At 33.9% G+C, this 8554-nt stretch carries 9 protein-coding genes and 1 rRNA gene; 8 read left to right on the forward strand and 2 right to left on the reverse strand.

Annotated elements, in window-relative coordinates:
• The first annotated feature begins 22 nt into the window (after positions 1-22).
• The 7 genes from FOL89_RS15615 (at position 23) to guaB (ending at position 6354) form a co-directional block, all read left to right on the forward strand.
• Positions 23-274 carry a type B 50S ribosomal protein L31 gene (locus FOL89_RS15615; RefSeq protein WP_089745156.1) on the forward strand — a complete coding sequence of 84 codons (252 nt, stop codon included), beginning with the start codon at positions 23-25 and terminating at the stop codon, positions 272-274.
• Positions 275-479: 205 nt separating this feature from the next.
• Positions 480-1640, forward strand: a complete 1161-nt coding sequence (locus FOL89_RS15620) for a GlmU family protein (RefSeq protein WP_144283702.1) — start codon at positions 480-482, stop codon at positions 1638-1640.
• A gap of 106 nt (positions 1641-1746) precedes the next feature.
• The gene (locus FOL89_RS15625; RefSeq protein ID WP_144283703.1) at positions 1747-2256 is read left to right on the forward strand and encodes an RNA polymerase sigma factor; all 510 of its coding nucleotides are present in this window, start codon (positions 1747-1749) and stop codon (positions 2254-2256) included.
• Positions 2231-2890 (forward strand): hypothetical protein, encoded by a 660-nt coding sequence (locus FOL89_RS15630; RefSeq protein ID WP_228444940.1) that lies wholly within the window; start codon positions 2231-2233, stop codon positions 2888-2890. The genes FOL89_RS15625 and FOL89_RS15630 overlap by 26 nt, the downstream gene beginning before the upstream one ends.
• 63 nt (positions 2891-2953) lie before the next feature.
• Positions 2954-4237, forward strand: coding sequence for a DUF4252 domain-containing protein (locus FOL89_RS15635; RefSeq protein WP_144283704.1), 1284 nt, complete (start codon positions 2954-2956; stop codon positions 4235-4237).
• 12 nt (positions 4238-4249) lie between these two features.
• Positions 4250-4747 carry a DUF4252 domain-containing protein gene (locus FOL89_RS15640; protein WP_144283705.1) on the forward strand — a complete coding sequence of 166 codons (498 nt, stop codon included), beginning with the start codon at positions 4250-4252 and terminating at the stop codon, positions 4745-4747.
• Between the two features lie 146 nt (positions 4748-4893).
• Complete coding sequence (gene guaB, locus FOL89_RS15645; RefSeq protein WP_144283706.1) at positions 4894-6354, forward strand: IMP dehydrogenase; 1461 nt, start codon at positions 4894-4896, stop codon at positions 6352-6354.
• A gap of 132 nt (positions 6355-6486) precedes the next feature.
• On the opposite strand, the gene FOL89_RS15650 is transcribed toward guaB, so the two are convergent.
• Complete coding sequence (locus FOL89_RS15650; RefSeq protein WP_144283707.1) at positions 6487-7557, reverse strand: DUF4407 domain-containing protein; 1071 nt, start codon at positions 7555-7557, stop codon at positions 6487-6489.
• A 156-nt stretch (positions 7558-7713) separates the two neighbouring features.
• Here FOL89_RS15650 and FOL89_RS15655 point away from each other — a divergent pair, with 156 nt between their 5' ends.
• Entirely contained in the window at positions 7714-8118 is a 405-nt protein-coding gene (locus FOL89_RS15655) for a hypothetical protein (protein ID WP_144283708.1), read from the forward strand.
• Between the two features lie 189 nt (positions 8119-8307).
• Here FOL89_RS15655 and rrf read toward each other — a convergent pair.
• Positions 8308-8415: ribosomal RNA gene (gene rrf / locus FOL89_RS15660) — 5S ribosomal RNA — on the reverse strand.
• Positions 8416-8554: the final 139 nt, after the last annotated feature.

Below are 8554 nucleotides of genomic sequence, written 5' to 3' on the forward strand. Positions count from 1 at the left end.
TTTAAATTATAAAAGTTTACACATGAAAAACGGAATTCACCCAGAAAATTATAGACTTGTTGTTTTCAAAGATATGAGTAACGACGAAATGTTTCTTTGCAAGTCTACAGCAGATACTAAAGACACTATTGAGTTTGAAGGTCAGGAGTACCCATTGATCAAAATGGAAATCTCTTCTACTTCTCACCCTTTCTACACAGGAAAAACTAAATTGGTTGATACTGCAGGTAGAGTTGACAAGTTCATGAACAAATACAAAAAATTCGCTAAGTAATTTTTTGATTATACCATATTTAAAAGTCTTTCGGTTTTCGGAAGACTTTTTTTGTAGCCGGGTGAAGAATTTAGTTTAAGTATTTGTATTTTTGCTTTTAGCTAGAAACTAGAGCTAAAGTTGATTATTGAATAGAAATGGTCAACTTTCAACCTCTAACCTCTAACCTCTAACCTCTAACCTCTAACCTCTAACCTCTAATAAAATGCAACTCGTATTCTCCGATGCACAATATTGGGAAGATTTTCTTCCGCTTACTTTTACCCGTCCAGTCGCAGAAATGCGTTGTGGAATCCTTACTTTTTCCGAAAGATGGCAGAAAATTTTAAGTTCTGACGAAATCTCCTGGTTTACAGAATGGTATCTTCAGCAGAAATTCAGAGAACCTGCAAAAAAGGAAAGCCTGTTTTTAGTCCCTAATTTTTTACCGACAGAAACAGTTATCCAACAAATTAAAAATTTGAAACAGGGCGAAGCTTTGGTGTATGAAGATGAATTGGTTGCTGCAAAAATCAATATGGAAGGTTTTTCGTTGAACAAGATCGAAAAAATGACGGACATTAAAGATAAACTCATCTTCTTTAAAAAGCCAACCGATCTTTTCACCTATAACAAAGAAGCCATTAATTTTGATTTTGAATTATTAACCAAAGGAAAAACTTCTCAGGAATTATCATCTACCAACGGATTTTTAGGGAAGAAGGAAGATCTCTTTATAGAAGAAGGAGCCGAAGTTGAGTTTTCAACGATCAATACTAAGACCGGGAAAATTTACATCGGAAAAAATGCAGAGGTGATGGAAGGCTGTAATCTTCGTGGCCCGATTGCACTTTGCGAAAGCTCAAAATTTAATTTAGGAGCAAAAATTTACGGGGCAACAACGGTTGGTCCGCATTCTAAAGTTGGTGGAGAAGTAAGCAACATCATTATTTTTGGATATTCCAATAAAGGACATGATGGTTTTGTTGGAAATTCTGTCATTGGTGAATGGTGTAATCTGGGAGCAGATACCAACTCTTCCAACCTTAAAAACAATTACGGAAATGTAAAATTGTGGAATTACAGAACCAAAGATTTTCAGGATACCGGTTTACAGTTCGCGGGCTTAATCATGGGAGACCATTCTAAAACCGCCATCAATACTCAGCTGAATACAGGAACAGTTATTGGAGTGGCTTCTAATATTTTCAGAGAAGGATTTCCTCCGAACCTGATCGAAAACTTTTCCTGGGGCGGTTTCAAAGATGACGAGCGTTTTAAACTTGACAAAGCGTACGAAGTTGCCGAAAAAGTAATGACAAGAAGAAAAATACCTTTAACAGACGAAGATAAAGGGATTTTGAAATATATTTTTGAGAATTATTAAAACCATTCTTAGAAATAAAACTAAAAACTTCATTTTTTTGAAGTTTTTTTGTTTTTAATGTAATAAATTCAAAGTTCTGGTTGTCTTATTAATAGAAACAAAACTTATGACTCAGGAAACTTTCAGGAATACGGTATTTATTCTCAGCGATGAGATGTTCCGTTTTGCGAAAAGATTTGTACTGAGCAGCGATGAAGCCGAAGATATTGTGCAGGATCTGATGATCAAATTTTGGCAAAAGAAAGACGAGCTGGAGCAGTTTGGAAATCTAAAATCCTATGCTTTAAAATCAGTTAGAAATGAATGTCTCAACCGACTGAAGCATCATGATGTGAAACTGGGCTTTGCAGATCTGCAGCTTCACCGTTCGGAATTGTACAGCATGGAAGTCAATAATCTGAAAGAGCAAATTGTAGGATTTATCAATCAGCTTCCCGAAAAACAAAAGATGGTTATTCATCTGAAAGATGTGGAAGAGTATGAAGTTTCTGAAATTTCCGAAATGCTGGAAATGGAAGAAAACGCAGTAAGAGTCAATCTGATGCGTGCAAGACAAAAAGTAAAAGAACAAATCACCCAATTGATGAGCTATGAACAACGACAAATTTCAAGATAAATATAATGAAGTCTTCCAAAGCTTAAAGGAAGAAAAAATGAACTGGGATTTTGATGACTTCCTCAAAAAAGCGGAAAGCAAAGAAACAAAATCGTCAGCTGAAATTCAGGTTATTCCTCTTCAAAACAAGAAACCTTCGTTTCCGAAATGGTTTTGGATGGCGGCAAGTGTAATAATTATTTTCGGATTAGTCTTTATTTTTAATCCGAATCAAAACAAAATTACAGACAAAGAAAATCTGGTTAAAAATGAAGTTTTGAAGCAAAAAAATGAATTTATTGCAGAAAATCACAACCACAATTTACAGGTTGCCACTCATGTTACTGACTCTGTTTCCGGCACAAAAAAAGATTCTCTATTTCAGGAAAATACTTTAGCAGAAAGTGATGTTCTGGATGAGATTTTATCTAAAAAAAGCAGGATAAAAAAAGAAAGAAAACCAAAATATGTTTATAATAATTCTCAAACAAGCTTAGCCGATTCCCTCGGATATAAAGATTCGTATGTAATTGTAAACGGAAAAAGGATTGACAACGTAGAAGAAGCAATCAATGTAACCAAGTATTCATTTCAGGTGATGGCAACTAATGTTAATCAGGCGCTGAGCACTAAAGTGATGGATAACGTAGAATAGATTATTAACGATAAGATTATGCAACTGATCAGGCTTATAATCAATTAAATTTAAGTAGACCCCATGAAAAAAATATTTTTTATACTCACTCTTTTTATTACAGCTTTTGTAAATTATTCTGCACAGACAGAAAAGCTAGATCAATTTTTTGATTCATTTGAAAATAAAAACGGCGTGACCTCTATCAACATCAAAAAACCTATGTTTGACCTGTTGGATAGAATTGATATAAGCAATGAATATATCGGAAAAATAAAACCACTCATGCGTGACGTAAATGGTTTAAAGCTTTTGGTATTTTCAAAAATAACTTTTCCGGATGAATTAAAGTCTGAAAACCAAGGACAGATAAAAATGAATCAGGAAAAAAGTAAAAGAGTAGCTAAACTTTTGACAGATCTGAAACTTAATGAATTGATGTCAATTAAAAATGATGATGTCTCCATGAAGTTCTTAGCAGAAAATGCAAAAGACGGAGTACTTGAGAATCTGATCTTTAATGTAGATTCTAAAGATGAGATTGCCATTTTTATTCTGAACGGAAAAATGAGAATGGATGATGTGAATAATATTATCAATTCAACAGAAATAAAAACTACTTCTGCAACACAATCGTTGAGAAGCAGCTTTAATTCAGAAAATACATCATCTTACCTTAACGGAGAAAACAGAAACGTTGGTGAGTTTTCTAAAATTGATGTGAGCATGGGAATCAATGTAAATTATAAGCAGGAAAACACAACCAGCATAAAAGTTTTGGCAGATGCAGATAAATTACAATATGTCATTACAAAAAATGAAAACGGTGTTTTAAAAATTTATATTGATAATAAAGGGATAAGAAATCTGAGATTTAAAAATTTAACGGTAAATGTTTCATCTCCAAAAATGAATTCTGTTGAAACTTCTTCAGGTGCATCATTTACCGCGGTAAATACAGTAAGAGAAAATAATTTGAATGTCAATGCTTCATCCGGCTCTACGATCAAAGGTAAATTTGATGCAGATATTGCTAATTTTGATGTGAACTCAGGATCTAATGTTAAGGCAGATCTTACTGCTCAGAAATTAGTTTTAAAAAATTCAAGCGGTGCAAGCTCTGCTTTTGAAGGGGTGGCAAAAACTGCCATAATAGATCTGAGCAGCGGAGCATCATGCAAAGCCAATGGTTTTATAATTAATACAGCTGAAGCTGAAGCCACATCAGGAGCGAGTCTTTCTTTGTATGTTAAAGATAAACTTAAAGTAAGGGCATCTTCCGGAGGATCAGTAAGGCTAAAAGGAAACCCTGAAGTAGATTCAAAAATAGATAAAGTTTCTGGCGGAAGCCTGAGTAAAATAAACTAAAAATCAATTGCCATGAAAATCTTAAAAAACATTTTTCTCTTTGGCTGTACTTTATTGCTGTTACAATCATGCATTGTTTCCGACAAACCCAATATTGCGTTTTTTTCTAGTGATTATGATTTTGAAAATGCTCAGTTTGCAAGTTTTAATGTACCGCTCTTTTTAGCCAAACCTTACATTAAAAAAGCCTTAAGAGAAGACGGAGAAAGCGAAGCTATCATCAATATGGTGAAAAAAATCTCCAAAATCAAAGTAATGACTGTTGAAAACGGAAGCCAGAAACTTCTCAGAGATTACACAAATTATCTCAACTCCAATCAGTATGAAGACTGGGCAACGATAAAGCATGATGGAGATAATGTTAATATCAGAGTAAAACAAAAAGGTGACATCATCAAAAATATGATGATTACCGTAAACTCCAAAAAAGAAATGGTTTTTGTAGATATCAAAGGTAGTTTTTCGGCAGATGACATTTCCAGAATGATCAATTCTGTCTCAGATCAATAACTTCATATTTAATTATATTAATTTTGTAAAGTCACTGTTTCAGTGGCTTTTTTTAATTTATAGCATGAATTATTAATTTTTATTTAAACTATTACTGCTGATTTTCGTATCTCATCAAAAAGCCTTAATTTTGCAAGAAAGTAAAGATGTCTATTCATAACAAAATTGTAGAGACAGCCATCACTTTCGATGACGTGCTTCTAGTTCCTTCTTATTCAGAAATTTTACCAAACCAGGTTTCCTTAAAATCAAGACTTACCGATAAAATTACGCTTAATGTTCCCATAGTTTCCGCAGCAATGGATACTGTAACTGAGGCAGATTTAGCAATTGCTTTGGCAAGAGTAGGAGGTTTGGGCTTCATTCACAAAAATATGTCTATCGAAGAGCAGGCAGCTCAGGTAAACCGTGTGAAGCGTTCAGAAAACGGAATGATCTCTGATCCTGTAACTCTTACAAAAGACCATACTTTGGCACAGGCCAAAGATACCATGGCTAAATATAAAATCTCCGGGCTTCCTGTTGTAAATCCTGATAATGTTTTGATTGGAATTATTACCAACAGAGATGTAAAATATCAGGAAAACCTTGACATGAAAGTGGAAGAGATTATGACCAAAAATAATCTGATCACTTCTGATAAAAATACCAATCTGGAAAAAGCTAAAGAAATTCTTCTTAAAAACAGAGTTGAAAAACTTCCGATTGTAGACAAAGAGAATAAGCTTGTTGGTCTGATTACTATCAAAGATATTGACAACCAATTAGAGTATCCAAACGCAAACAAAGACGAAAACGGACGACTTATCGTAGGAGCTGGGGTTGGAGTTGGCGAAGATACAATGGACAGAATTGCTGCTTTGGTAAAAGCCGGAGTAGATATTGTTGCTATAGATTCTGCACACGGACATTCTAAAGGTGTTTTAGATAAAATTTCAGAAATCAGAAAGGCTTATCCTGATTTAGATTTGGTTGGAGGAAATATTGTAACGGCAGATGCTGCAAAAGATTTAATCAATGCAGGAGCAAATGTTCTTAAAGTAGGAGTAGGTCCTGGTTCTATCTGTACAACAAGAGTTGTTGCAGGTGTTGGAGTTCCGCAGCTATCAGCAATTTACAATGTTTATGAATATGCTCAATCTAAAAATGTTACGGTAATTGCAGATGGCGGCGTTAAGCTTTCAGGCGATATTGTAAAAGCGATTGCAAGTGGTGCAGGAGCTGTGATGTTAGGATCTCTTTTAGCAGGAACTGATGAATCTCCTGGGGAAGAAATTATTTACCAAGGAAGAAAATTTAAAGCTTATCAGGGAATGGGAAGCCTTTCTGCGATGAAAAGAGGTGGCAAAGAAAGATATTTCCAGAGTGAAGCGAAAAAATTTGTCCCGGAAGGTATAGAAGGAAGAGTTCCTCACAAAGGAAAACTGGAAGATGTTATTTTTCAGCTGACAGGAGGTCTTAGAGCAGGAATGGGCTATTGTGGAGCAAAAGATATCCAAGCTTTGCAAACCGAAACGAAAATGGTCATGATTACCGGAAGCGGATTGAAAGAATCTCATCCTCACGATGTGATCATTACCTCAGAAGCTCCGAATTATTCTTTATAAATTATAAATTTTTCTGATATATTTTCGGCGGTCGCTTTGCGACCGCCGAAAATATATCAGAAAAATAAATATCATATTCACAACATGAGAGAGATGACAAATCAAAAAACATTGCCAATAGATGGTAATGGTTTACTGATCCAGTTTACTCTTGAAATCATCAATCCTGAAATCGGTCAATGCATTCCCTTTTTCAATTTTTTCTTTTGAATATAGTCTGAAATCATTTTCAGTTTTTTCTAACAGATAGTCATAAGGTCCTACAGACGAAATTAATTTAATCAAAACAGGAGAAATCTCTAGGCAAATAAATAATCCCATAATAAATGCAGCTGCAGTTGCAATAATCGCAGAATGATTACCAAGTTCATCCAACGCTTGTAACCTTGCTGCAAAACCATTATACTTATCTTCAAAAGTTTCAGTAGATTTTCTCTCAGTTTCAAGATTAGTATATACTTTAGAAATTTCTTTATCAAGATATTCGAGTCTTGGGGACATCTGTTTTTGATAATTTTCCAGATCTTTTCTTCTCTGCTCCTTTAGCTCTTGTTTCCTTTTTGCATTGGGTCCAAATCCTTCTTTACCACTCGTTAAATTTGACTGTTTGCCTAAAATTTCTTTTTCCAACTCTACAGCAGCCGAATCGTAAGACTTCTGATACTGGCTTACCTTTTCTGCAATCTGTTTTTTCTCTGTTTCGAAAGGTCCGCTTTGTTGGAGGATCCTACCATTCATTTGAGATTGTAGATCTTTTTTATTTCTTTGGATAATTGTATTAAGCTGTTTATTAACTTCTTTTTCAAAAATTTTAAGTTCTAAAGGTTTGGAAATAATAATCCCTAAAAATGTAGCCAAAATTAATCTTGGAATTGACATTACAATCTGATTCCACCAAGTTCCTGTCTTTTTAATGGAAGAAACAATATATCTGTCAAGATTAAAAATCATTAATCCCCAAAGAAGCCCAAATCCAATAGAAGCCCAAAAATCTTCAAAAATTGTAAACATAGCATAAGCAGCCGATAGAGTAGCAAAAACAGCTGTAAAAAGTACAATACCTCCTATTCCTGCAAACTTATTCCATTCACTTGGCGTTTTTCTTATAATGTGAATATTTGCACCTGAGCAAATCAGAAGAAATTTCTGAAACCAATTAATAGGATAGTGGTTACCTTTTATGGTTGATATGTTTTTTTTCATTCTAAAATTTTATACAAAATTAGTATTTATAATAATAACTTTGTTACAAATAGTAATAGGTTTAACAAAGTAATTTCTATTTATAAAGAATTATAATCATTTTTGGCTTAATTTATGTTGAATAAATTCAACAATTAATCAAGCAAATATTTAAATATGAAAAATTATCTTACCATTCCGTTAGCGCTTACTATATTGTTTCTTTCATCTTGTAATAAAGAAAATAAAGTAGAATCTGAGTTAAAAGAAGCAGCTGCCAGTATGAATAAAATAACACCACAATTATTAAACGAAGGAGTGAGATTAGACAGTGTATCGGTACACAATCATACAACACTTCAGTACAATTATACCTTAACAAATGATATTAAAGAAGAGCTTACACCTGATGAAATTAATGATTATAAAATAACAGCAAAGGAAGAAGCTTTAAAAAGTATAAAAAAATCACCAGATATGAAGAATTTTCGGGACAATGAAGTTACATTAAAATATATGTATTATGATAAAAATGGAAAATCAACAACAGATTTTTCAGTAACACCATCAGAATATAAATAGCTTTAAATATGATAGTCATTCATAAAAACCGCTTTATTGTAAAGCGGTTTTTTTGTTATTCTAATTTAGATGAGTTCTGATTTGATGAGTTTTGAATTGATGAAGAGTTGGAGTATTTTTTGAATGAGGAGCCAAAAAAGTAAGGGCATAAAAAAACCTCATACATTATTGTATGAGGTTTGTAAAAAAAACTGGCGGCGACCTACTCTCCCGCTTTCGCAGTACCATCGGCGCTGGTGGGCTTAACTTCTGTGTTCGGAATGGGAACAGGTGAGCCCCACCGCTAAAACCACCCTAAAGGTTGTATATAGCTGTAGGCAGTAGGCTATAAGCTTAAGGCTTACAGCATAAAGCATACTGCTTTTTATCGGTAAATTTCATCACAAAGGCAAAACCAGTTCTGCACTTATAAGGCTTGGTATTGTAACCAATAGGC

The sequence above is a fragment of the Chryseobacterium echinoideorum genome, assembly GCF_007474535.1.
GTDB lineage: Bacteria > Bacteroidota > Bacteroidia > Flavobacteriales > Weeksellaceae > Chryseobacterium > Chryseobacterium echinoideorum.